General features: G+C 72.4%; 20 protein-coding genes. 11 read left to right on the top strand and 9 right to left on the bottom strand.

The window, feature by feature from the left end; genetic code table 11:
* Positions 1-168 precede the first annotated feature (168 nt).
* From Q5762_RS30115 to Q5762_RS30135, 5 genes are all read right to left on the bottom strand, one after another.
* Positions 169-1,371, bottom strand: a complete 1,203-nt coding sequence (locus Q5762_RS30115) for an ABC transporter permease (RefSeq protein ID WP_315895429.1) — start codon at positions 1,369-1,371, stop codon at positions 169-171.
* Positions 1,368-2,075, bottom strand: a complete 708-nt coding sequence (locus Q5762_RS30120; protein WP_315895451.1) for an ABC transporter ATP-binding protein — start codon at positions 2,073-2,075, stop codon at positions 1,368-1,370. The genes Q5762_RS30115 and Q5762_RS30120 overlap by 4 nt, the downstream gene beginning before the upstream one ends.
* Before the next feature lie 14 nt (positions 2,076-2,089).
* Entirely contained in the window at positions 2,090-3,433 is a 1,344-nt protein-coding gene (locus Q5762_RS30125) for a peptidoglycan-binding domain-containing protein (protein WP_315895430.1), read from the bottom strand.
* A 6-nt stretch (positions 3,434-3,439) separates the two neighbouring features.
* Positions 3,440-4,048 carry a hypothetical protein gene (locus Q5762_RS30130; RefSeq protein WP_315895431.1) on the bottom strand — a complete coding sequence of 203 codons (609 nt, stop codon included), beginning with the start codon at positions 4,046-4,048 and terminating at the stop codon, positions 3,440-3,442.
* 142 nt (positions 4,049-4,190) lie between these two features.
* Positions 4,191-4,808: a MerR family transcriptional regulator gene (locus tag Q5762_RS30135; RefSeq protein ID WP_315895452.1), complete on the bottom strand. Its 618-nt coding sequence runs from the start codon at positions 4,806-4,808 to the stop codon at positions 4,191-4,193.
* A gap of 221 nt (positions 4,809-5,029) precedes the next feature.
* On the opposite strand from Q5762_RS30135, the gene Q5762_RS30140 reads away from it, so the two are divergent.
* The 5 genes from Q5762_RS30140 (at position 5,030) to Q5762_RS30160 (ending at position 9,333) form a co-directional block, all read left to right on the top strand.
* The gene (locus Q5762_RS30140; protein ID WP_315895432.1) at positions 5,030-6,559 is read left to right on the top strand and encodes an NAD(P)/FAD-dependent oxidoreductase; all 1,530 of its coding nucleotides are present in this window, start codon (positions 5,030-5,032) and stop codon (positions 6,557-6,559) included.
* Complete coding sequence (locus Q5762_RS30145; RefSeq protein ID WP_399495298.1) at positions 6,556-7,476, top strand: alpha/beta fold hydrolase; 921 nt, start codon at positions 6,556-6,558, stop codon at positions 7,474-7,476. The genes Q5762_RS30140 and Q5762_RS30145 overlap by 4 nt, the downstream gene beginning before the upstream one ends.
* Positions 7,473-8,354, top strand: a complete 882-nt coding sequence (locus Q5762_RS30150; protein ID WP_315895433.1) for an SDR family oxidoreductase — start codon at positions 7,473-7,475, stop codon at positions 8,352-8,354. The genes Q5762_RS30145 and Q5762_RS30150 overlap by 4 nt, the downstream gene beginning before the upstream one ends.
* Before the next feature lie 96 nt (positions 8,355-8,450).
* Complete coding sequence (locus Q5762_RS30155; RefSeq protein ID WP_315895434.1) at positions 8,451-8,660, top strand: hypothetical protein; 210 nt, start codon at positions 8,451-8,453, stop codon at positions 8,658-8,660.
* 184 nt (positions 8,661-8,844) lie between these two features.
* Positions 8,845-9,333 carry a GNAT family N-acetyltransferase gene (locus Q5762_RS30160; RefSeq protein WP_315895435.1) on the top strand — a complete coding sequence of 163 codons (489 nt, stop codon included), beginning with the start codon at positions 8,845-8,847 and terminating at the stop codon, positions 9,331-9,333.
* 13 nt (positions 9,334-9,346) lie between these two features.
* On the opposite strand, the gene Q5762_RS30165 is transcribed toward Q5762_RS30160, so the two are convergent.
* Entirely contained in the window at positions 9,347-10,198 is an 852-nt protein-coding gene (locus Q5762_RS30165; RefSeq protein WP_315895436.1) for a hypothetical protein, read from the bottom strand.
* A 177-nt stretch (positions 10,199-10,375) separates the two neighbouring features.
* Positions 10,376-13,663, bottom strand: a complete 3,288-nt coding sequence (locus Q5762_RS30170) for a S41 family peptidase (protein WP_315895437.1) — start codon at positions 13,661-13,663, stop codon at positions 10,376-10,378.
* A 181-nt stretch (positions 13,664-13,844) separates the two neighbouring features.
* Here Q5762_RS30170 and Q5762_RS30175 point away from each other — a divergent pair, with 181 nt between their 5' ends.
* Complete coding sequence (locus Q5762_RS30175; protein WP_315895438.1) at positions 13,845-14,417, top strand: TetR/AcrR family transcriptional regulator; 573 nt, start codon at positions 13,845-13,847, stop codon at positions 14,415-14,417.
* A 268-nt stretch (positions 14,418-14,685) separates the two neighbouring features.
* Positions 14,686-16,866: an MMPL family transporter gene (locus Q5762_RS30180; RefSeq protein WP_315895439.1), complete on the top strand. Its 2,181-nt coding sequence runs from the start codon at positions 14,686-14,688 to the stop codon at positions 16,864-16,866.
* Positions 16,867-17,023: 157 nt separating this feature from the next.
* Here the strand turns inward: Q5762_RS30180 and Q5762_RS30185 are convergent, their stop codons facing one another.
* Together Q5762_RS30185 and Q5762_RS30190 are read right to left on the bottom strand one after the other, a co-directional pair.
* Positions 17,024-17,824 carry an endonuclease/exonuclease/phosphatase family protein gene (locus tag Q5762_RS30185; protein WP_315895440.1) on the bottom strand — a complete coding sequence of 267 codons (801 nt, stop codon included), beginning with the start codon at positions 17,822-17,824 and terminating at the stop codon, positions 17,024-17,026.
* Between the two features lie 168 nt (positions 17,825-17,992).
* Positions 17,993-18,352, bottom strand: a complete 360-nt coding sequence (locus Q5762_RS30190; protein WP_315895441.1) for an SsgA family sporulation/cell division regulator — start codon at positions 18,350-18,352, stop codon at positions 17,993-17,995.
* A gap of 133 nt (positions 18,353-18,485) precedes the next feature.
* Between Q5762_RS30190 and Q5762_RS30195 the strand changes: the two genes are divergently transcribed.
* The 4 genes from Q5762_RS30195 to Q5762_RS30210 all read left to right on the top strand — a co-directional run bounded on the left by Q5762_RS30195 (position 18,486) and on the right by Q5762_RS30210 (position 22,325).
* Positions 18,486-19,550 (top strand): energy-coupling factor ABC transporter permease, encoded by a 1,065-nt coding sequence (locus tag Q5762_RS30195; protein WP_315895442.1) that lies wholly within the window; start codon positions 18,486-18,488, stop codon positions 19,548-19,550.
* A 2-nt stretch (positions 19,551-19,552) separates the two neighbouring features.
* Positions 19,553-20,317 (top strand): cobalt ECF transporter T component CbiQ, encoded by a 765-nt coding sequence (gene cbiQ, locus Q5762_RS30200; protein ID WP_315895443.1) that lies wholly within the window; start codon positions 19,553-19,555, stop codon positions 20,315-20,317.
* Entirely contained in the window at positions 20,314-21,078 is a 765-nt protein-coding gene (locus tag Q5762_RS30205) for an ABC transporter ATP-binding protein (protein ID WP_315895444.1), read from the top strand. The genes cbiQ and Q5762_RS30205 overlap by 4 nt, the downstream gene beginning before the upstream one ends.
* Positions 21,079-21,149: 71 nt before the next feature.
* Positions 21,150-22,325 (top strand): serine hydrolase domain-containing protein, encoded by a 1,176-nt coding sequence (locus Q5762_RS30210; RefSeq protein WP_315895445.1) that lies wholly within the window; start codon positions 21,150-21,152, stop codon positions 22,323-22,325.
* Positions 22,326-22,430 lie beyond the last annotated feature (105 nt).

Here is a 22,430-nt window from a genome sequence, read left to right on the forward strand (position 1 = left end):
GAGGGGGTTGGAATTCCGGTCGGAGGGGTTCCGTGCGCCCGGCCTGCGTCGCGCGTCGGCCGGTCGTTCCTCCGGTCCCGGCGGAATCACCGCCACCGTACGGACGGAAAGCGGCCAACGGGCCCACAAGGGACGGGAGGAGAGAGTTGGCCGCTTTCTGTCGCCTCGTCAGGTGCCCGCCAAGGCCTCCGTCGGGGACAGCCGGCTCGCGCGGACCGCCGGATAGAGGCCGGCGATCACCCCGATGAGGAGCGTGGCGCCCACCCCGGCGGCCGTCGCCCAGACCGGGACGACCGTGGGCCAGCCCCGGGACGTCGCGTACACGGCGGTGATCAGTGTGCCGAGTACGGTGCCGCCGAGGCCGCCGATCACCGAGAGGAGCAGCGACTCCGTGACGAACTGGGTGCGGATCTGGCCCCGGGTGGCGCCCAGGGCACGGCGCAGGCCGATCTCGGGGCGGCGCTCCAGGACCGAGATGACCATGGTGTTGCCCACCCCGACGCCGCCGACGAGCAGGGCGACTCCGCCGAGGCCGAGGAGGAGTCCGGTCAGCGCCGACTCGGTGGCCTCGCGGGCCGCGAGCGCGTCGGACGGGCGGGAGATCCGCACCTCGCCGGGTCTCGCGGGGAAGGCGGTGGCGGCTAGGACGGAGCGTACGGCCGCGACCTGACTGTCCTCGGTCCGTACGTAGACGGTCGACGGATGGCCCCCGAAGCGCAAGTACGTACGGGCCGCCGGCCAGCCGACGAGCGCGGCGTTGTCCAGCTCAGGGGCGAGGGGCACCGGCCGCAGGACGCCGACCAGGGAGAACCAGCGTCCGCCCAGCCAGACCCGGGTGCCGGGGGTGTGGACGTCGAGGCGCTGGGCGGCGGTGGAGCCGAGCACCACGGCCGGGTAGCTCTCGGTCGCCGCGTCCAGCCAGCGGCCCCGGTGGAGCCTGCCGCCGACGGCGGGCAGCAGGTCGCGGCCGGCCGCGAGGACGTCGAGGGAGCCGGTGCGGCCGACGGCGATGCGCTCGTTGCGGTAGACGTGCGCGTTCGTCGCGCCGGTGGCGGCGACCTGCCGCACGGGCGGGATGCGGTCGATCATGGTCACGGACTCGGCGGGCAGTTCGGCCCTGCCGCCTTCGAGGGTGTTGCCGGGGGCGACCCGTAGGAGGTTGGTCCCGAGCGCGTCGAGCCGGCGGTCCACCTCGGCCGAGCCCGAGCCGGAGATCCCGACCACCGCGATCATGGCGGCGACCCCGATCGCGATGCCGAGCGCGGAGAGGAACACCCGGAGCGGCCGGGTACGGAGCCCGGTCCCGCCGAGCCGTACGACATCGGCGGGGCGCAGGCGGGCGGCGCGGAGGGGGGTCGGTCCCCGGGTCATCGGAGGGCCTCCGTCGCCGTGTCGGCGACGACGTGGCCGTCGCGCATCTCGATACGGCGGGGGAGCGCGGCGGCGATGTCGCGGTCGTGGGTGATGACCACGACCGTCGTACCGGACGCGTGGAGTTCGCGGAGCAGGCTCAGGACGGCCGCCCCGGAGGCGGAGTCCAGGTTGCCGGTCGGCTCGTCCGCCAGCAGGACCGCCGGTTCGCCGACGACCGCGCGGGCCACCGCCACCCGCTGGCGTTCGCCACCGGAGAGCTGGTGGGGCAGGTGGTGGACGCGGTGGCTGAGCCCGACCCGGGCCAGGGCCGCCGCCGCGCGGGCGCGCCGGCGGCGCAGCGGGGTACCGGCGTAGAGCAGGCCGTCGGCGACCGAGTCCAGGACGGGCACGCCGACCGCCAGGTGGAACTGCTGGAAGACGAAGCCGATCCGGGTGGCCCGCAGCGCGGACACCTCGCGGTCGGTCAGCGCCGCCACGTCGTGACCGTCGACCAGGACCCGTCCTGCGGAGGGCCGGTCCAGGCTGCCCATGAGGTTGAGCATGCTGGACTTGCCCGAGCCCGACGGGCCGACGATCGCGACGAGTTCGCCCCGCCCGATGCGCAGGCTCACGTCCCGTACGGCCGCGACGCCGCCCGGGTACGTCTTCGAGACCGCCTCGAACTCCACGACGGCCGATGCCCTCTCCGTCTCCGTCCCCATCACCGCCGTCGCCGTCACCGGGGGATCCTCACCTTCAGGCCTTCGCGGACCGCCGTACCGCTCACCTCGACCCGGCCGTCCGCGAAGAGCCCCGTCTTCACGGCCACGAACGTGCCGTCCGTGGTCTCCAGGCCGTGCCCGCCCTCGGCGAGGGCGACGAGCGCGGCGACCGGGACGGTCAGGACGTCCTTGCGCTCACGGCCCACGTACTCGACGGTGACGGGGCCGCTCTCCAGGCGGCCGATGGCCCGCTGGTCGGCGATGGTGACTGTCACCGGCACGGTCGCTCCGGCCCCGCCGGACCCGGAGTTGGTGCCGCCGTCGCCCCCGCCGCCCCCCTCGGGCGCGGTCGCGCTCTTCCCCACGGACGTCACCTTCCCCTGCACCGGGCGCCCGTCGGGCAGCTGGACCGTGACCTTCGTGTCCCGTACGGCCCAGGCCGCCTCCAGGGCCGAGGCGTCGACGACGACCTTCCGGGAGGTGCCCGTGTACGTCAGGGCGTTCTCGGTGACGGTCGCGCCGAGGCGGACGCCGGCTTGGCCGATCCGTACCGTCCCGGAGGAGTAGATGACGTCACCGACCCCGATCCGGCCGGTCTGCGGGAGCCCCAGCGACTTCTGCCAGCGCTTGACCGCACGGGCGGTGCCGGAGGTGTACTTCTCGTCCACCGTGAAGCCGTCGTAGCCGAGGGCGGCGAGGTTCGACTCGAACTGCAGGACGTCCATGCCGCGCATCGGTACGGGAGCGGTGGACGCCGGCGGGGTCGGGGTCCCCGTAGGGGTCGGCCCAGAGGCCTTCCCGGAGGCCTTCCCCGAGTCCGTCCCCGAGTCCGGCCCTTCGGAGGCACCGGCGCCCCCCGGCGCCGGTGTCCCGGAGGGCCGGACGTTCTCGCCCTCCCCTGGCCCGAGCCCCTCCCCGAGCCCCAGTTCGCGGTACATCGGCAGGGTTCCGTACAGCAGCACCACAGGCCGGTCGTCCACCCGCAGCAGCTCGTCCCCGCGCTCGACGCGCGCGCCCGGCTCCGGGAGCCAGGTGACGGTGCCGGTCGCCTTGACCGGCAGGGGTATCTCCGCCCCGTAACCCAACTCCCCGTCCACCTTGGTCCGTTCGACGAGGGTGGCGCGGGTGACCTGGACCGTGGAGTCCGCCCGGGCGGGCGCGGCCGGGGTCGCGTCCCCGCCCCCGCCGCCGAGGCCCAGCGCGCCCACTATGGCGACCGCCGTGACCACCACGAACCCCGCGCCCACGAGCAGGGGCCGGGCCCGGCGCCGCCCGTTCGGAGCAGAGGCCTCCGGGAGCGGCTCGGTCTCGTCGAGGTCGTACGTCGTCTCCGTGCCCGTCATGTCCGTGCCCGTCATGTCCGGTCAGCCCTTGCCCGGGCCCGGGTCGACGGGGTCGCCGATGATCGGCGCGCAGGTGCGGGTGGCCCGCTTGGCCCCGGCGGACGTCTGGTCCCACTCGATGTCGCCGGCGTCGTATCCGTCGGCTGCGGGCTCGGGGAAGTCGGGTGCGCCGTTCTTCTGCATGCATTCCGCGTAGTCGCGCCGGATCTTGATCTGCTCGGGCGAGAGCTTCGGCTGGAGGCTCTTCTCCACGGCCTCGGGCACCGGCGGGTTGATCGCGGCGCACTTCTCCGAGGCCTTCAGGAACGTCGGGTTCTTCTTCAGTGCCGCGTTGTCCCCGAGGTCGACCTGGCCGTTCGCGTCGGGGTCGGGCGCGTCGATCCCGTTCTCCCGCAGGCACTTCACGAAGGCGCGCTTGCCGTCGATGTACGCGGCGAGTTCACCGTCCCCGCTTCCGCCTCCGCCTCCGCTGCCCCCGGAGCCGGAGCCGGTGCCGCCCGTTCCCGTACCGCTGGTGGCGCCCCCGGCCGTCGGAACCTTCGACCCGCCGTCGTCACTGCCGCAGCCGGTCAGCGCGAGGGCCATGACCGACGCAGCGGCGGCCATCAGGACCCGGTTCGTCGTCCTCATCGGTTCTCCCGCTCCTCCTGTCGCGCCCGGCCGCGGGTGCGGTGGGCGGACCGACCGTAGGACGGAGGTGATGAAGAACCTTTGAAGAACCTGTCACCCGATCATGAGGTCGTGAGGAGGCGTGGAGGCGTCCCCGCCCGGCTCAGGCCTCCCGCAGTCGCCGGTCCATGGCCATCGACAGCTCGGCCTCCACCACGCTCTTCGCGAGCGGGCGCAGCCGCTGGATGTCCTTCTCCTCCGCGTGCGCGCGCAGGAGTTCGGTGAAGAGTCCGGCGAGCGCGTCCGCGTGCTCGCGGACCGCCCGCCCCGCCTCCAGGACGGCGGCGAGCGGGATGCCCTCCTTCACCAGGGCGGCCGACACGTCGAGCAGCCGGCGGCTGATGTGGACGATGGCGTCGCCGTCGGTGGCGAGGTAGCCGAGGTCGAGGGCGGCCTGCAGGTTCTCGGGGGTGTCCTGGCCCGCGAAGTAGTCGGCCAGGTCCTGGGGGGTGAGCCGGACCGGCTCCTCCTCGGTCGGTTCGCCGAGGCCGAGGACCTCGCTGACGTCCTTGCCGCTCTCGAAGGCGGTGTTGAGGTCGGCGATGCCGTTGAGGGTGTGGCCGCGTTCGAGGAGGGCGGCGATGGTACGGAGTTTGGCCAGGTGGTGGTCGTCGTACCAGGCGATCCGGCCCTCGCGGCGGGGCGGTGCGATCAGTCCGCGCTCGCGGTAGAAGCGCAGCGTGCGCACGGTGATGCCGGCCTTCGCGGCCAGCTCGTCCATGCGGTACTCGCGTACGCCCGCCCGGTCCGCCGTCGCGTCCGCCGCCCCGCCCACCGTCACGTCTTCCGACCCGTCTTCCGATCGTTCTGCCACGCCCGCCAGCCTATGTTGTACCGCCGGTAACTTTCCCTTGCGCGACCCCTACCGCTCGGTATGCCGCTGCTCTACAGTCCCGATTGTGCCAGTGATTGCTGGCGGAATCGTGGCGCACGGGAGGCGGCATGGCGAAGCACGAGCACGTACGAGTGGCGGTGATCGGATCGGGGTTCGGCGGGCTCGGGGCCGCCGTCCGGCTCCGCCGTGAGGGGATCACCGACTTCGTCGTCCTGGAGCGGGCCGACTCCGTCGGCGGCACCTGGCGCGACAACAGCTACCCCGGCTGCGCCTGCGACGTCCCGTCCCACCTCTACTCCTTCTCCTTCGCGCCCAACCCCGACTGGCCCCGTACCTTCTCCGGGCAGCGCCACATCCGCGCGTACCTGGAGCACGTCACCGACACCTTCCGGCTCCGCCCGCACCTGCGGCTGAACCACGAGGTCACGGAGATGCGCTGGGACGGCGACGAGCTGCGCTGGGAGATCGAGACCAGCCAGGGCTCCTTCACCGCCGACGTCATCGTCTCGGCGACCGGGCCGCTCTCCGACCCGAAGGTCCCCGACATACCGGGCCTGGCCGACTTCCCCGGCAAGGTCTTCCACTCCGCGCGGTGGGACCACGACTACGAGCTCACCGGCAAGCGCGTCGCCATGGTCGGCACCGGCGCCTCCGCGATCCAGATCGTGCCCGCGATCCAGCCCAAGGCCGGCAGGCTCACCCTCTTCCAGCGCACCCCGCCGTGGGTCATGCCGCGCATGGACCGCGCCATCACCGGCGCCGAGCGCTGGCTCCACCGCACGCTCCCCTTCACCGGCACCGCGCGCCGGGGGCTGCTCTGGGGGATCCGCGAGCTCCAGGTCAGCGCCTTCACCAAGCGGCCGGGCGAGCTGGGCCTCGTCGAGTCGCTCGCCAAGGCCAACATGGCCAAGGCGATCAAGGACCCGGCGCTGCGGGCCAAGCTGACCCCGTCGTACCGCATCGGCTGCAAGCGCATCCTGCTGTCGAACGCGTACTACCCGGCGCTCGCACAGCCCAACGTCGACGTCGTCGCCTCGGGGCTGCGGGAGGTGCGCGGCTCGACCGTCGTCGCGGCCGACGGGACGGAGACCGAGGTCGACGCGATCATCTTCGGTACGGGATTCCACGTCACCGACATGCCGATCGCCGACCGGGTCGTCGGCGCGGACGGCGTCAGGCTGTCCGAGGCGTGGAAGGGCGGGGTGCAGTCGCTGCGCGGCGCGACCGTCGACGGCTTCCCCAACTGGATGACGATCATCGGGCCCAACACCGGGCTCGGGAACTCCTCCATGATCCTGATGATCGAGTCCCAGCTGAACTACATGGCCGACTATCTCCGGCAGTTGGACGTGCTCGGCGGGCGCGCCGCGCTCGCCGCCCGGCCGTCGGCCGTCGGTACGTGGAACCGCAAGGTGCAGGACCGGATGGAGCGGACCGTGTGGAAGGCGGGCGGCTGCGACAGCTGGTACCTGGACGCCGACGGCCGGAACACCACGCTCTGGCCGGGCACGACGGGTGAGTTCCGGCGCGAGACGCGGCGGGTGGACCTCGCTGAGTACGAGGTGCTGAGGCCGGCGGTCGTGGAGCAGGTGCCGACGCCGCGCCGCGCTCCCGAGAAGAAGGAGACGGTCAAGTGAGCCGCCTTTTCGGGTCCCGTACGGGATCGCTGCCGTACTCACGCGAGGTGATCGCCGTCTCCGCCGACGGCGCCCGCGTCCATGTCGAGGTGTACGGCCCCGAGGACGCCCCGGCCGTGGTCCTGGCGCACGGCTGGACCTGCTCGATCGGCTTCTGGGCCGAGCAGATACGGGACCTCGCCCGGGACCACAAGGTCATCGCGTACGACCAGCGCGGTCACGGCCGCACCCCCGCCCCGGCGGGCCCGTCCGGCTACTCGACGCGGGCGCTCGCCGACGACCTGGAGGCGGTGCTCGCCGCGACCCTCGGCCCGGGCGAGCGGGCGGTCCTGGCCGGGCACTCCATGGGCGGCATGACCCTGATGGCGGCCGCCACGCGCCCCGCGTTCCGCGCGCACGCGGCCGCCGCGCTGCTCTGCTCCACCGGACCGTCGCGGCTTGCGGCCGAGGCGCGCGTCGTACCGCTGCGGGCGGGTCGCGCACGGACCCGGCTGACGAAGACGGTCCTGGGCGCGCGGGCACCTCTCGGCCCGGTCACTCCCGTCTCCCGGCGGATCCTCAAGTACGGGACGATGGGCCCCGGTTCGGCGCCCGAGCGGGTCGACGCCTGCGCCCGGATCGTGCACGCCTGCCCGCGCCGCGTCCGGGTGGCCTGGTCGCAGGTGCTCGCGGAGCTCGATCTCGACGCGGACGTACGGGAGTTGAAGCTCCCCGTGGCCGTGCTCACCGGCACGGCCGACCGGCTCACCCCACCCGTCCACTCCCGCGCCCTGGCGGCCGCGCTGCCGCAGTGCGTGGGGCTCGAAGAGCTGGCGGGGACGGGCCACATGACGCCGGTGGAGGCACCGGAGGCGGTGACGGCCAGGATCCGTGGCCTGGTGCGCACGTACATACCCGTAGAGCAGGAGGCAGCATGAGCAGGCTCAGCCTGGAGGGCCAGGTCGCCGTCGTCACCGGGGCGGCCCGTGGTGTCGGTGAACTCCTCGCCCGCAAGCTCTCCGCGCGCGGCGCGAAGCTGGCGCTCGTGGGCCTGGAGCCGGACGAGTTGAAGGCGGTCGCCGGCCGGCTGCACACCGAGGCGGACTGGTGGCACGCCGACGTCACCGACCACGAGGCGATGGCCCGAGTGGCCGCCGAGGTCAAGGAGCGGTTCGGGAAGGTCGACATCGTCGTGGCCAACGCCGGTGTCGCGGCGGGCGGTCCGTTCGTGGACTCCGACCCGGTCGCCTGGCGGCGGGTCATCGAGGTCAACCTGATCGGCGGGGCGGTGACCGGACGCGCGTTCCTGCCCGTACTGATGGAATCGCGCGGCTACTTCCTCCAGATCGCCTCGCTCGCGGCGATGACACCGGCGCCGATGATGACGGCGTACTGCGCGTCGAAGTCGGGCGTCGAGGCCTTCGCGCACAGCCTGCGCGCCGAGGTCGGCTACAAGGGGGTGAAGGTCGGCGTCGGCTACCTCTCGTGGACCGACACGGACATGGTCCGGGGCGCGGACCAGGACGACGTGATGAAGGAGCTGCGCAAGCGGCTGCCGTGGCCGGCGAACCGTACGTACCCGCTGAGCCCGGCCGTGGACCGGATCGTGGCGGGCATCGAGCGGCGCTCGGCGCACGTGTACGCGCAGTGGTGGCTGCGCGGGATGCAGTCGAGCCGTGGGTATCTGCCGGGGATCATCGCCACGGTCGGCCAGCGGGAGATGCGACGCTTCGAGCCGCGCCTCGCCGGCGTTTCCAAGGGCTTGGTGGGGGCGGGAGGGGCGGCCGACGAGCGGGCGCGCACGGAGAGTGTTTGATCGAAATGCGCGGAATGTGGCGCCGTGCCACGCTGGTCGAGGCCCAAGGGGCGAGCCCGCCCCGTTCCCCTCACACCCGTCTAGGAGTGAACCTTCATGGGCAAGCGAGACCAGTTCCAGGACAAGGCGCACCAGGCCGCCGAGCAGGCGAAGCAGGCCGCCGAGCAGGCGAAGCAGCGCATGGGCAACGCGCGGGACGAAGCGTCCGAGCGTGCCTCCCAGGCCAAGGGCCGCCCCTCCGAGCAGGAGCAGCGCCGAGCCCAGCAGGAGGCCCAGGACCGTTTCGACCAGGACTACGACGCCTGACGTCTGTCCTACGAGGACCATGACGGCCCTCTGAGAAGGCGCACCCGGGACGCCGGGTGCGCCTTCCGCGTGTGTGCCGTGTGTGCCGTGTGTGCCGTGTGCGCCGTCTTCCGCGCGTACACCCGAAAAGTGCGTGCTCTAAATCACGAGCCCATGAGCGCGCCGTCCGCGTACCGTGCGGATCATGCCCGAACTGCAGCTGCTCCGTGCCGACCACGCGCCCGCGCTTCTCTCGTTCGAGCGGGAGAACCGGGCGTACTTCGCCGCCCATGTGCCCGATCGGGGGGACGCGTACTTCACGGAGTTCACCGCCCGGCACCAGGCGCTGCTCGACGAGCAGGAGACCGGGGCGATCCTGATGCACGTCCTCGTCGGGGACGGGGGCGAGATCCTGGGCCGGTTCAACCTGATCGACGTGGCCGACGGGGGTGCCGAGCTCGGATACCGGGTCGCCGAGAAGGCGACCGGGCGGGGCGTGGCTTCCGCCGGAGTGCGGGAGGTGTGCCGGCTCGCCGTGGAGGAGTACGGGCTGAGCCGGCTGACCGCCGTGACCACCATCGACAACACCGGGTCCCGGATCGTCCTCGACCGCCTCGGCTTCGGCGCCGTCGGGAGCGTGACCCTCGACGGGCAGCCGGGCGTCGCCTACGAAGTGGATCTCGCCCGGCACTGAGGGCCGCTGAGGGCTACTGGGGCGTGCACACCACCTGGGCCACCAGGCCCCGGGTGAGGTCGTCGCTGGTGTTGTGGCCGTGGACCTCCCAGCCGCGGCCGTCCGGCGTCGGGCGCGAGGAGTTCAGCATCGTGTAGAAGTTGTCGCCGCTGTACGCACCTCGGCCGCCTCCACCGCTGGCCACCCGGCCCGCCGGGCACATGGCTCGCGCCCAGCCGTACCCGCCCGGTCCCAGGAGGACATCGTCACCGGTGTGCACGTTGTGCGGGGCCGTCGAGCAGAGGACGAACGCGGCCATCGCACCGCTGCTGCTCGCCTGGTTCACGCCCCGGACGAACCACGTGCTCGTCCCCGGCGTGAACGACATGACCGCCATGTCGGGCTGGTCGGTGCGGTAGCCGCCGCCGCTGGTCACGTGCTGTTCGGGGCAGACGGCCCTCGCCGAGTTCGTGCGCGGCGGCGTGCTCGGCAGGAACACCTTCTCCGAGGTGACGCGGACGTGGGGCAGCGTGCTGCAGATGACGTACGCGGCGGCCACGTGGGTCTGCGGGTTGTAGTTCGCGAAGCTGGTCGCCCAGGTGTTGCCGTCGGCCGCCGAGCCGGTGATGAACATCCCGTGGGTGTTGCTGACTCCGCCGCCTCCGCTGGGCTCCGTGCCCGCCGGGCACGTCGCCGTGGCGGTCCGGCTCTCGTAGCGGGGTACGAGGACGTCCCCTCCCTGGACCGGGGTGTGGCTCGCCGGGGCCTTCGCCGCTACGCGCTTCGTGGGACTGTCGTGGGGCTGCGCCGCGCCCGTCAGGCCGCCCGCCAGCGCCAGGGCCGTGACAGCGGCCGTGACCGTGGCGGTGATCGTCTTCCGTGGCATGCTCGCGCCTCCTCAGGTGCGCCCCGGGCGGTGCCGGTGACGGCCCGGTGGCGCACCCCACCCCAGCAACGAGCCGTCACGAACGCCTCGCGAATCGCTGGGAGTTACGGCAAGTGGGACCAGTCAGTCGACGATCTTCATTCCTGTGAGTGATCAGACGTCGACCGGGCCCCACCCCTACCGCGGCGGCAGCTTCGGCCGCGAGCGGTCCGGGACGTCCGCGTACCCCGGTGGGGTCGCCGCCGGGGTCTCCGCCAGCAGGGCGAGCGCCACCTCGACCGCGTCGTCCAACTGGGCGTGCCGGCCCTCGGCCCAGTCCAGCGGGGTCCGCAGGATCGCCAGGTCCGGGTCCACGCCCTGGTTCTCCACCGACCAGCCGAACTCGGGGAACCAGGCCGCGTTCATCGGCACCGTGATCTGCGTACCGTCGCCGAGCCGGTGCCGGCCCGTCATGCCGACCACCCCGCCCCACGTCCGCTGGCCCACCACGGGACCGAGGCCGAGCAGCCTGAACGCGGCCGTGATCATGTCGCCGTCCGAGGAGGTCGCCTCGTCCGCCAGCGCGACGACCGGACCCCGGGGGGCGTTCGAGGCGTACGAGACGGGCTGGGCGTTACGCGTCAGGTCCCAGCCCAGGATCTTGCGGGTCAGCTTCTCCACCACCAGCTCGCTGATGTGCCCGCCCGCGTTGCCGCGTACGTCCACGATCAGGGCCGGCCGGGAGACCTCCATCCGCAGGTCGCGGTTGAACTGGGCCCAGCCCGAGCCGCCCATGTCGGGGATGTGCAGGTAGCCGCACTTGCCGCCGCTGACCTCCCGTACCACAGCCCGCCGTTTGGCCACCCAGTCCTGGTAGCGCAGCGGCCGCTCGTCGATCAGCGGCACGATCGCGACCCGGCGCGCCCGCCCCTCGCCCTCCGCCGGCTGGAAGGTCAGCTCGACCGTCGTACCGCCCGAGGAGGACAGCAGCGGATACGGGCCGGTCACCGGGTCGACCGGGCGGCCGTCCACATGGGTGAGGACCGCGCCCGCCCGGATGCCGGTACCGGCGAGCGGTGAACGCGCCTTGGAATCCGAGGAGTCGCCGGGCAGGATCCGCTTGACCATCCAACCCCCGTCCCGGGGAACGAGGTTGGCGCCGAGGAGCCCCATCGCCCGCTGGTAGTGAGGCGGGCCCTCGTTGCGCCGGGCGGGCGTCACGTACGCGTGCGAGGTGCCCAGCTCGCCCATGACCTCGCGCAGCAGATCGGCGAACTCGTCGGGGGTCGCGACCCGTTCGACCAGCGGCCGGTACTGGTCGAGGATGGCCGGCCAGTCCACGCCGCACATGTTCGGGTCCCAGAAGTAGGCGCGGACGATCCGGCCCGCCTCCTCGTAGGCGCCCCGCCACTCCGCCTCCGGGTCGACCTCGTGCAGGATCCGCCGCAGGTCGATGTAGACGGTCGAGTCGCCGTCCCCGCTCTCCGTCGACGGCACCGCCCGCAGCTCGCCCTCGTCCGCGACGACGAGCCGCGAGCCGTCCCCGCTGACCGCGAACCAGTCCAGGTGCTGTACGAGTTCGGTCTTGCGGGCCTTGGTGATGTTGAAGTACTCCAGGGTCGGCCGGCCCGTCGTGTCCGCCGGGTTGGCGAAGGTCTCGCCGAGCGCCCCGGAGATCGGCCAGCGCAGCCAGACGAGCCCGCCGCCGCTGACCGGGTGCAGCGCCGAGTACTTGGAGGCCGCGACCGGGAACGGGGTGACCCGGTCCGCGAGCCCCTCCACCTCCACGATCGTCATGCCCTCGCCGTCCCCGGCACCGCCCTCGGGCTCCGCCTCCGCCGGGTCCATTCCGCCCGCCGCCGGCCGCCCGTCCGGCAGGAGCGCGAAGGGGGAGGGCGTGGCGGAGGAGAGCGGTACGAGATAGGGGCGGCAGCCCAGCGGGAAGGAGAGGTCGCCGGTGTGCACGTCGTAGACGGGGTCGAAGCCGCGCCAGGACAGGAACGCGAGGTAGCGGCCGTCGCGGGTGAAGACCGGATTCTCGTCCTCGAAACGGCCGTTGGTGACGTCCACGATCGCCCGCGCGCCCGGCCCCGCGATCCGGGCCATCTTGATCTGCCGCAGCGAGCGCCCGATCCCCGGGTGCGCCCAGGTCAGCCAGGTCCCGTCGGGGGAGAAGGCCAGGTCCCGTACCGGCCCGTTGATGGACCGGATCAGCTCGGTGACTTCCCCGTCGGAGTCCTCGGTCGCGTCGATCAGCAGCAGCCGGCCGTCGTTGGACGCGATCGCGAGCCGCTCGCCGTCCGGGTCGGAGATCATCTCCTCGACGCGGCCCAGCTCGCCCATGGCCAGCCTGCGCGGCTCCCGTTCGCCGCTGGCGCGCGGCAGGTACGCGACCTCGACGGCGTCCTCGCCCTCGGCGTCGGTGACGTACGCGACCTGGCCGCCGCTGCCCAGCATCTCCGGCAGCCGGACCCGTACCCCCGGGGTGTCCGTGATCGTGCGGGCCGGGCCGTCGCGGTGGGTGAGCCAGTACAGGCTGCCGCGCACCGAGACCGCGCTCGCCCGCCCGGTCTCGTCCACGGAGAGGGCGTCCACGTGGTTGGCCGCCGGGACCTGGTAGTTGCGCCGTCCCGCGCGCGGACCCCCGAGCCGTACGTCCAGCTTGCGCGGCGCGTCCGGGACGGTCAGGTCGTCGACGATCCACAGGTCGCCCGCGCACTGGTAGACCACCCGCCGGCCGTCGCTGGAGGCGTGCCGGGCGTAGAAGGCGTCGTGGTCGGTGTGGCGGCGCAGGTCGGTGCCGTCGGGCAGGCAGGAGTAGAGGTTGCCGACGCCCTCGTGGTCGGAGAGGAACGCGATCCGGCCGCCCACGAACATCGGCGCGTCGAGATGGCCGCCGATGTCCGGCAGCAGCCGCTCCCCGTGCAGCCAGAGCCGCCCGGTGGCCCCGCCCCGGTACCGCTTCCAGGCCGCCGGCTCGTGCGGCGGCTTTCCGGTGAGGAGCAGCGTGCGGCGCTCCGAGCCGCCGGACGGGTCCTCGACGTCCGCGACCGCGATGTCGGAGACCGGGCCCCAGGGCATCTTGCCGCCGGGGGAGCCGTCGGTGGGGACGGTGTAGGCCCAGGAGTAGTAGGAGAAGGGCTGGCCGTGCGAGGAGACGGCGAGGATGTCGCCGTCGGGCGACCAGGAGCAGACCCGGGTGTCGGTCGAGCCCCAGTAGGTGAGCCGCCGCGAGGGCCCGCCGTCGACCGGCGCGAGATGGATCTCGGGGTCGAGGCTGCGCCAGGTCGTGTACGCGAGATGGCGGCCGTCGGGCGAGAAGCGGGGGTGGCCGACCCGGGTCCGGTCGACGGTGACCCGCCAGGCCCGGCCGGGGCGGTTGCCCTCGGGCACGAGGGGTGCGACCCAGAGGTCGTCCTCGGCCGCGAAGCACAGCAGGTCGTCGTGGAGGTGCGGGAAGCGGAGATACGCGGCGTCTTCACTCACCTCCTCATGCTTTCCGCGCGGAGGGGGTGCGGCAACTCGTACGGGTGTGTGGGTTGGGTCCGCCGTGTGGTCCAGGACACGTACGAAACGGTTTCGTTTCGCCGGGTCCCGGGGTATCTTCGTACTGTACGAAACCGTTTCGTTCGGATCGTCGAACGTCGAACGTCAGAGGAGTTCGGTCATGGCGCGCAGCAGGCTCACCCCAGAGCGTGAGTCCGAGCTGTACGAAGCCGTGCTCGATCTCCTGCGCGAGGTCGGTTACGACGCCCTCACCATGGACGCCGTCGCCGCCCGCACCCACTCCAGCAAGGCCACCCTCTACCGCCAGTGGGGGAGCAAGCCCGAGCTGGTCGCCAAGGCGATGCTCCACAACAAGCCGACCGGTCTCGAAGAGATCGACACCGGCACGTTGCGGGGCGATCTCCACGCGATGCTGGAGCGGACCGACGACTGCCAGATGGAGAAGGACTCCGCGATGATCCGGAGCCTCGCCCATGCCGTCCACACCAACCCCGACCTGCTCAGGGCGCTCCGCGAAGTGCTCATCGATCCCGAGATGATCGGCTTCGAGGCGATGCTGCGACGAGCGGTCGAGCGGGGCGAGGTCAGAGCCGACAACCCGGCCCTGAAACTCGTACCGCACATGCTGATCGGGGCGTTCATCGCCCGCCCGCTGATCGAGGATCAGCCGGTCGACCACGCCTTCCTCAGCGCCTACATCGACGCCGTCGTGCTCCCCTCACTCGGCGTCTGATCCCCGCACCACCCCTGTAGGGGCTGTCCGGCGGATCCTGACCGGGGCCGCGACGCCTGGCACGGCACCTCGCCGCGTTGCCGAAACGCCCGAATAGCTCCGCTATCAAGGCGCTCCGGCGCCTTGCGATGCACCGCACCAGACGCCGCGTCCTATCCGGCCATGATCCGCCGGACAGCCCTAGTCCCCAGTACCTGACGTCGCACCGCTCACGCCGTCGGGCCGGCTCCCCATGCCCTGTCCCACCACGAATTGGGAGTACGCCCCCGTGGCCACGTTCCTCTACAAGCTGGGTCGCTCCGCCTTCCGGCGCCGACGGCTCGTCGCCCTCCTCTGGGTGGCGCTGCTCGCGCTCGCCGGAGTCGGCGCCGCCACCGCGCCCGCCGCGACCTCCTCGTCCTTCTCGATCCCCGGTACCGAGGCCCAGAAGGCCTTCGACCTCCTTGACCAGCGCTACCCCGGCGGCACCGCCGACGGGGCCACCGCCCGCGTCGTCTTCAAGGCCCCCGAGGGCCAGAAGATGACCGACGGGACCAACAAGGCCAAGGTCGAGGACGTCGTCGCCGAGCTGAAGTCCGGCTCCGACCAGGTCGTCTCGGTCACCGACCCGTACACGGCGAAGGCGGTCTCCAAGGACGGCTCGACCGCGTACGTCTCCGTCAGCTACAAGGTCTCCGGAATGGAGCTGACGGACGCGACCCGCGAGGCCCTGGAGCAGACCGGGCACGACGCGCAGGGCGAGGGGCTGACCGTCGAGATCGGCGGTGACGCGCTCCAGACCATGCCGGAGACCGGCGCGGGCGAGATCGTCGGCGTGGTCATCGCGGGCATCGTGCTCGTCATCACCTTCGGCTCGCTGGTCGCCGCCGGACTCCCGCTGCTGACCGCGATCATCGGCGTCGGCATCGGCGTCTCGACGATCACGGCGCTCGCCAACGTCCTCGACCTCGGCTCCACCACCTCCACCCTCGCGATGATGATCGGCCTCGCGGTCGGCATCGACTACGCCCTCTTCATCGTCTCCCGCTACCGCGCGGAGCTCGCCGAGGGCCGCGAGCGCGAGGAGGCCGCGGGCCGCGCGGTCGGCACGGCCGGGTCGGCCGTCGTCTTCGCCGGTCTGACGGTCGTCATCGCCCTGGTGGGCCTGGCCGTCGTCAACATCCCGATGCTGACGAAGATGGGCTTCGCCGCGGCCGGCACGGTCGTGATCGCCGTCCTGATCGCCCTGACCCTGATCCCGGCGCTGCTCGGGTTCGCGGGGCCGAGGGTCATGGGCCGCAAGGAGCGCAAGGGCCGGGGGAAGAAGTCCGAGGCCGCCGGTGGCAAGCCCAACATGGGCACCCGCTGGGCCCGGTTCGTCATCCGGCGCCCGGTCATGGTGCTGCTCGTCGGTGTCCTCGGCCTCGGCGCGATCGCGCTGCCCGCCGCCTCCCTGGAGATGGGTCTGCCGGACGACGGCGCCAAGCCCGTCTCCGCCACCGAGCGCCGGGCGTACGACCTGCTGTCGGACGGCTTCGGCCCCGGCTTCAACGGCCCGCTGATGGTGGTCGTCGACGGGGACAAGGCCGTCGCCGACTCCACCGCCGAGACGATCAAGGGCCTGGACGGCATCGTGGCCGTCATGCCGCCGACGCCGAACAAGGCCGGCGACACCGCGATGATCACGGTGATCCCGAAGGACCGCCCCTCCTCGGTCGCGACCGAGGAGCTGGTCCATGACATCCGGGCCGCGACCGATGACAACGTCCTGGTCAGCGGTGCCACGGCGATGAACATCGACTTCTCGCAGAAGATGAACGACGCCCTCGTGCCGTACCTGGCGCTGGTCGTCGGACTCGCCTTCCTGCTCCTGATGGTGGTGTTCCGGTCCGTCCTGGTCCCGCTGAAGGCGGCCCTCGGCTTCCTGCTCTCGGTGGTCGCCGCCCTCGGCGCGGTCGTCGCGGTCTTCCAGTGGGGCTGGCTCGGCTCGCTGTTCGGCGTCGAGCAGACCGGCCCGATCATGTCGATGATGCCGATCTTCATGGTGGGCGTGGTCTTCGGTCTCGCGATGGACTACGAGGTCTTCCTCGTCACCCGGATGCGCGAGGCGTACGTCCACGGGGAGCGGCCCGGCGAGGCGATCGTGACCGGCTTCCGGCACAGCGCCCGGGTGGTCACCGCCGCCGCCGTGATCATGATGGCCGTCTTCTCCGGCTTCATCGGGATGAGCGACCAGATGATCAAGATGATCGGCTTCGGTCTCGCCGTCGCGGTCCTCTTCGACGCCTTCGTGGTCCGGATGGCCATCGTCCCGGCGGTGCTCGCGCTGCTCGGCCACAAGGCGTGGTGGCTGCCCAAGTGGCTGGACCGGGCGCTGCCGAACGTGGACGTGGAGGGCGAGAGCCTGGCCGTCGCGAAGGACGCGGACGGGCCTCAGGGCGGCCAGGAGCGCGAGCTCGTGAAGGTCTGACCCCGAGTCCGTCCATGAACCCCGGGGCGGCTCCTTGAGCGGAGGAGTACGCCCCGGATCGCGCCGGAACCTGTGGGGACGGGGAGCCGACGCGGCCCTGCGCCGCCATCGTGTCGTACGCGACATGGTGGCGGCGCGGGTGCGTTCTCGGCCGCTCTCAGCCCGCGGTTACGGCAGGCGGCGTGATCGTCACACTCTCGATGACCACGTGGTGGTCCGAGCGCTCGGTGTCGGCCACCAGGCACCACCGCCGGGCCTCGCTGCTGAAGAGGTAGTCGATCTTCCAGCCGCCGTTGTGGGTGGGCCTTCCCGTACGGGCCGTCCCCTGCTGGTCGCACTCCTGGTAGCCGGGGGTGCCCGGGCCCTGGGAGTACAGCCCCGCCGGCCAGATCCAGGCGTCCTTGTTGCCCGGCCAGTCCGGCGGGCTCGCGTTGAAGTCGCCGCCGAAGACGACCTTAGGGAAGCCCGAGACGACCTTCGTGATCTCGGCGAGCTGGTCGTCCCGGTAGTCCCAGTCCGGGTGTTCCGGGTTGGCGTCCTTCGTCGACACGTGCACCGTGCAGAGCCGGACGTCGAAGTACGTCGCCGTCGCGCACTGGAACGGCGGGTTCAGCCCGGTCCAGGGCTGGGTCGTCGGGTACTGCTGCGCGTCCGCGAGACCGGCCTTGACGACGATCGCCGTACCGACGAGGTCGTTCGGGTCGGAACCGGCGCCGGTCGCGCACGGGCTCGGGGTCCGCACGCCCTTCTGCGACCAGTGGTACGGCGCGAAGCTCTTGCTCCAGCCCGGGCCGAGCTTGGCCATCACCGAGTCGAGGCCGCTCGCGCACACCTCCTGGAGCAGGACGGCCTGCACGTAGTGGCTCCCCACGTACTGCTTGACGACCTCGGCCTTCTCGTCCCCCGTGCCGGTGCCCGTGCACCCCCACCGCTCGACGCCGCACATGTTCCAGCTCATGACCTGCAGGTTCGTCCCCGGCGGCGGGGTCGCGGCGGTGGCCGCCGCTGTCGGCGCGGCCTGGGCCGGGGCGCCGGACAGGGCCAGCAGGGCCGCGCCCAGCGCGCTCCAGAGTCGCTTCTTCAGGATGGTGTCCCCCAGATGTTCCGTCGTGATCTTGACGGAACTCTAGGGGGTGATCGACGCGGTCACGGCGTACGTGTGTTTGAGGAAGCGCAGCAGGACGGTGGTGTCGAACTGGACGACCGCCACCCCGTCGGCGGTGTGGAACTCGACGACCGTCTGCACCCGGCCGCAGGGCCAGACGCCTATGTCGCCGCTACGGATCGGGGCGCGCATCCCGGTTTCGAGGAGGGCGCGCGGGAACGACCACTCGATGTTGCCGGGGAAGACGAAGCGCACGGTGGCGGGGTCGAAGTCCGGGTCGTAGCGCAGGGCGACCGGAACGGGGCGGGAGAGAGGGGCGTCGCTGATGATCCGCCCTTTGGCGTGATCCTCGACTTCATGGTCGTCCGCGGTGGGGGACATCGAGCCACTCCTCACACTCGTCTTATTTATCACCTAATGTCCCATATTTTGGGGCGCGTGCGGAGTGAGCGCTGCCTTTCTATGATCTGTGCGCTCTTGCAAGTCCTTTGCAGCAACGCTCATCATTCGGGACGTGCATGTACCTGACGGATTCATCAACGCCCCCGTATCGGTCGCCGCCGGTGTCGTCGCCGCCGGCGCCGTCGCCGTCAGCCTGCGCGGCGCGCGCAGGGAGCTGGACGAGCGGGCGGCCCCGCTGGCCGGCCTCGTCGCGGCGTTCATCTTCGCCGTGCAGATGCTGAACTTCCCGGTCGCGGCCGGGACCAGCGGCCATCTGCTCGGCGGCGCGCTGGCGGCGATCCTGGTGGGGCCGTACACCGGTGTGCTCTGCATCGCCGTGGTCCTGCTGATGCAGGGCATCCTCTTCGCGGACGGCGGGCTCACCGCGCTCGGCGTGAACATCACCGTCATCGGCGTGGTCACGGTCGTCGTCGCGTACGCGCTCTTCCGCGGCCTCGTCCTGGTCCTGCCCCGCACCCGCCGCTCGGTGACCGTCGCCTCCTTCGCCGCCGCGCTGGTCTCCGTACCGGCATCGGCCGCCGCCTTCACCCTCGTCTACGCGATCGGCGGCACCACCGACGTACCGCTCGGCAAGGTGCTCACCGCGATGGTCGGCGTACACACCCTCATCGGCATCGGCGAGGCCGCGATCACCATGCTGACGGTCGGTGCGGTCATCGCCGTCCGCCCCGACCTGGTCTACGGCGCCCGCGGCCTGAGCTCCCCCTGCGCCCAGGGGGCGTGGGGGCACCCCCAGCTCAAGCTGCGCGTGGACGGCGAGCTGGTCGACGCGGCGCCCTCCCGGCAGGCGACCCCGGCCCCCGGCTCCCCGAAGAAGGTCTGGATCGGCGGCGTGATCGCCGCGCTCGTCCTCGCCGGCTTCGTCTCCTTCTACGCCTCCGCCAGCCCGGACGGCCTGGAGAAGGTCGCCGCCGAGCAGGGCTTCGACAAGAGCGCCGAGGAGCACGCGGCGGCCGGCTCCCCGCTCGCCGACTACGGCGTCAAGGGCATCGAGGCGGCCCGGCTGTCCGGCGGCCTCGCGGGCGTGATCGGCGTCGGCGTCACCCTCGCCGTCGGCACCGGCGCCTTCTGGGCCGTACGCCGACGCAGGCAGCACGCCGACGGCGCCCAGGTCTGACCGTGGGCGCGGGACACGCACACAAGCTCTACCGGCGCGGGGACTCGCCGGTCCACGCGCTGCCCCCGCACGCCAAGCTCGCCGCCGTCCTCGCCTTCGTGGTGGTCGTGGTCTCCACGCCCCGCGAGGCGGTCTGGGCCTTCGGCGGCTACGCCGTCCTGCTCGGCGCCGTGGCCGCCTCCGCCCGGATCCCGGCGGGTTTCGTGCTGCGCCGCCTCCTCATCGAGATCCCGTTCGTGGCCTTCGCGTTCCTGATGCCCTTCGTGGTCCCGGGCGAGCAGACGGAGGTCCTCGGGATCTCCGTCTCGGTCCCCGGCCTGTGGGGCGCCTGGAACGTCCTCGCCAAGGGCACCCTCGGCGTCGCCGCGTCCGTCCTCCTCGCCGCCACCACCGAACTGCGCGAGCTGCTCCTCGGTCTCCAGCGGCTCAAGCTCCCGCCGCTGCTCGTCCAGATCGCCTCCTTCATGATCCGGTACGGCGACGTGATCACGGACGAGATGCGCCGGATGTCGATCGCCCGCCGCTCGCGCGGCTTCGAGGCGAAGGGCGTCCGCGCCTGGGGCGTCCTCGCCAAGTCGGCGGGCGCGCTCTTCATCCGCTCGTACGAGCGCGGTGAGCGCGTCCATCTCGCGATGGTCAGCCGGGGTTACGCGGGCTCCATACCGGTCATCGACGAGGTGACGGCGACCCGGGCCCAGTGGACGAGGGCCGCCGCCCTGCCCGCCGCCGCACTAGTGATCTGCCTGTTGGGATGGACGCTCCGATGACCACCGCCACCGACATTGACACCGCCCCCTCGCTCGACGTACGCGGCCTGGCGTACGCGTACCCCGACGGCCACCAGGCCCTCTTCGGCGTCGACCTGACCGTCGGCCGCGGCGAGCGGGTCGCGCTGCTCGGCCCCAACGGCGCGGGCAAGACCACCCTCGTGCTGCACCTCAACGGCATCCTGACCGGCGGCGCGGGCACGGTCGCCGTGGCCGGCCTGCCGGTGGAGAAGCGGAACCTGGCCGAGATCCGGCGCCGGGTCGGGATCGTCTTCCAGGACCCGGACGACCAACTGTTCATGCCGACCGTCCGGGAGGACGTCGCCTTCGGCCCGGCCGCGGCGGGGCTGCGCGGCGCGGAGCTGGAGGCGGTGGTGGTCAGGGCCCTGGAGCGGGTCGGGATGGCGGAGTACGCGGACCGGCCGCCGCACCACCTGTCGTTCGGGCAGCGGCGCCGGGTGGCGGTCGCGACCGTGCTCGCGATGGAGCCGGAGATCCTCGTCCTGGACGAGCCGTCCTCCAACCTGGACCCGGCCTCGCGCCGTGAGCTCGCGGACGTCCTGCGCTCGCTGGACGTCACCGTCCTGATGGTCACCCATGACCTCCCGTACGCCCTGGAGCTCTGCCCGCGCTCGGTGATCCTCAGCGAGGGCGTGATCGCCGGGGACGGCCCGACGGCGGACGTCCTCGCCGACGAGGAGCTGATGGCCCGGAACAGGCTGGAGCTCCCGTACGGCTTCGTGCCGAGGCCGGTCGCCTGACCCCCGGAATCGGGGCTCGCGGACGGACGTTGCACCATGGGGGGCGTACGAGCGCGAGGGAGTGTGGGAACGTGGACGTCCGGGGCACGGTGGCGGCGGGTTTCGAGCCGGTCAGGGACGCGTTCCTGCGCAACTTCGAGCACCGGGGCGAGCGGGGCGCGGCGGTCGCCGTCTACCGCGACGGGGTGAAGGTCGTCGACCTGTGGGCCGGGACCCGGGACGTGGACGGCGACGTCCCGTGGGCCGTGGACACCGCGCAGGTGGTCCGCTCGGCGACCAAGGGCGTGGCCGCCGCCGTCCCGCTCCTCCTCCACCAGCGCGGCCAGCTGGACCTGGACGCGCCGGTGGGCACGTACTGGCCGGAGTTCAAGGCGGCCGGCAAGGAGCGGGTGACGGTACGGCAGCTGCTCGCCCACCGGGCCGGGGTGCCGGTCCTGGACCGGCCGCTGACGCTCGCGGAGGCGATCGACCCGGCCTTCGCCCAGGCGGCGATCGCCGCGCAGACCCCGGTCTGGGAGCCGGGCACGGCGCACGGCTACCACGCGCACACCTTCAGCTGGCTGCTGTCCGGCCTGGTCCACCGGGTCACCGGGCGGACCATCGGCCGCTGGGTCGCCGAGGAGATCGCCCGCCCGCTGGGCCTCGACCTCTGGATAGGCCTCCCGGCGGACGAGGCCTCGCGGGTCGGCCGCCTCGGCCCGGTCGAGGAGCTGGAACCGCCGGACAGCGGGGTCCTGAAGCTCCGCCCCAAGCGCTCGGTCACCGAGGCGTACCGCGACCCGGACTCGCTCACCCGCCGCGCCTTCGGGGTGATCGACCCGAAGCCGGACGAGAACGACCCGGCCTACCGGGCCGCCGAACTCCCCGGCTCGGCCGGGGTCTCCACGGCCCGCGCGCTCGCCCGCTTCTACACCTCGACCCTCGGCCCGGTCGACGGCGGCCCCCGCCTCTTCGCCCCGGCGACGCTCACCCTGGCCCGTACGGAGGAGTCGGCGGGCCCGGACCGCGTCCTGATGGTCGGCACCCGCTTCGGCCTCGGCCACATGCTCCACGGCCCGGCCTCCCCGCTCCTCGGCCCCACCTCCTTCGGCCACCCGGGCCGAGGCGGCTCCCTGGCCTTCGCGGACCCGGAGTCGTCGATCGCCTTCGGCTACGTCACGAACGGCATGCGCAAGACGGTGACGGCGGACCCGAGGGCGCAGGCGCTGGTACGGGCGGTGCGGGCGAGCGTGGACGGGCGGGCCTAGTTCCTCGGAGGTCCTGGAGGCCCTAGAGGCAACGCCGTTCAGTTAAGGGCGGGGCCGGGGCGTCAAGGGCTGCTCGTGAGCATGGTGATGTTGATGGTGGCTTTG

The organism is Streptomyces sp. P9(2023) (assembly GCF_032436795.1).
Taxonomy (GTDB): Bacteria; Actinomycetota; Actinomycetes; order Streptomycetales; family Streptomycetaceae; genus Streptomyces.

Coding starts and splice junctions, on each gene's coding strand:
- Q5762_RS30190 (WP_315895441.1), bottom strand. CDS start 18,352: ATGTCCCCCACCGCGGACGACCATGAAGTCGAGGATCACGCCAAAGGG.
- Q5762_RS30135 (WP_315895452.1), bottom strand. CDS start 4,808: ATGGACGAGCTGGCCGCGAAGGCCGGCATCACCGTGCGCACGCTGCGC.
- Q5762_RS30115 (WP_315895429.1), bottom strand. CDS start 1,371: ATGACCCGGGGACCGACCCCCCTCCGCGCCGCCCGCCTGCGCCCCGCC.
- Q5762_RS30130 (WP_315895431.1), bottom strand. CDS start 4,048: ATGAGGACGACGAACCGGGTCCTGATGGCCGCCGCTGCGTCGGTCATG.
- Q5762_RS30125 (WP_315895430.1), bottom strand. CDS start 3,433: ATGACGGGCACGGACATGACGGGCACGGAGACGACGTACGACCTCGAC.
- Q5762_RS30205 (WP_315895444.1), top strand. CDS start 20,314: ATGACCACCGCCACCGACATTGACACCGCCCCCTCGCTCGACGTACGC.
- Q5762_RS30155 (WP_315895434.1), top strand. CDS start 8,451: ATGGGCAAGCGAGACCAGTTCCAGGACAAGGCGCACCAGGCCGCCGAG.
- Q5762_RS30120 (WP_315895451.1), bottom strand. CDS start 2,075: ATGGGGACGGAGACGGAGAGGGCATCGGCCGTCGTGGAGTTCGAGGCG.
- Q5762_RS30175 (WP_315895438.1), top strand. CDS start 13,845: ATGGCGCGCAGCAGGCTCACCCCAGAGCGTGAGTCCGAGCTGTACGAA.
- Q5762_RS30185 (WP_315895440.1), bottom strand. CDS start 17,824: ATGAGCTGGAACATGTGCGGCGTCGAGCGGTGGGGGTGCACGGGCACC.
- Q5762_RS30140 (WP_315895432.1), top strand. CDS start 5,030: ATGGCGAAGCACGAGCACGTACGAGTGGCGGTGATCGGATCGGGGTTC.
- Q5762_RS30165 (WP_315895436.1), bottom strand. CDS start 10,198: ATGCCACGGAAGACGATCACCGCCACGGTCACGGCCGCTGTCACGGCC.
- Q5762_RS30160 (WP_315895435.1), top strand. CDS start 8,845: ATGCCCGAACTGCAGCTGCTCCGTGCCGACCACGCGCCCGCGCTTCTC.
- Q5762_RS30150 (WP_315895433.1), top strand. CDS start 7,473: ATGAGCAGGCTCAGCCTGGAGGGCCAGGTCGCCGTCGTCACCGGGGCG.